Origin of the sequence: Streptomyces sp. P9(2023), assembly GCF_032436795.1 — a bacterium.
Taxonomy (GTDB): domain Bacteria; phylum Actinomycetota; class Actinomycetes; order Streptomycetales; family Streptomycetaceae; genus Streptomyces.
Genome location: NZ_JAUPWM010000127.1, coordinates 1 through 570 on the forward strand (window position 1 = coordinate 1; position 570 = coordinate 570).

1 protein-coding gene is annotated in these 570 nt (G+C 67.4%); it reads left to right on the forward strand.

Translation table 11 applies throughout. From position 1 onward, the window contains the following. Positions 1 to 171 precede the first annotated feature (171 nt). Positions 172 to 501, forward strand: a complete 330-nt coding sequence (locus Q5762_RS36975) for a TcmI family type II polyketide cyclase (RefSeq protein ID WP_315896696.1) — start codon at positions 172 to 174, stop codon at positions 499 to 501. The last annotated feature ends 69 nt before the right edge of the window (positions 502 to 570 follow it).

The following is a 570-nucleotide window of genomic DNA, read 5'->3' on the forward strand; positions in this document are numbered from 1 at the left end:
CCGCTCCGGCACCGTCAAGGGCCTGGCCGCCGAAGTCGGCGCCTCCCTCACCTCCGGCGCCGCCATCTGCGAGATCACGGACTGAGGTCCACCCAGTCTTCCCCCTTCCTCCGCCCTACCCGTCCCACGCATGACGTCCGGCCCAATTCGGCCCCTGAGGAGAGAAAGCCCATGCACAGCACATTGATCGTGGCCCGGATGGACCCCGAGGCGAGCCTCGACGTCGCAGAGCGGTTCGCCGCGTTCGACGCCACGGAGATGCCCCACCGGATGGGTACGCGACGGCGTCAGCTCTTCGCGTACCGGGGGCTCTACTTCCACCTGCAGGACTTCGACGCCGACAACGGCGGCGAGCTGATCGAACAGGCCAAGGCGGACCCGCGCTTCGTGCGGATCAGTGACGAGCTCAAGCCCTTCATCCAGGCCTACGACCCGGCCACCTGGCGTTCGCCGGCGGACGCCATGGCCACCCGCTTCTACAACTGGGAGGGGACCGCGTGAGTTTCCTGAGTCAACCTCTATGCCGCCAGAGGTGTGTCGGCGGCCGTGTTGATCTTGCCGTTGGCTTGG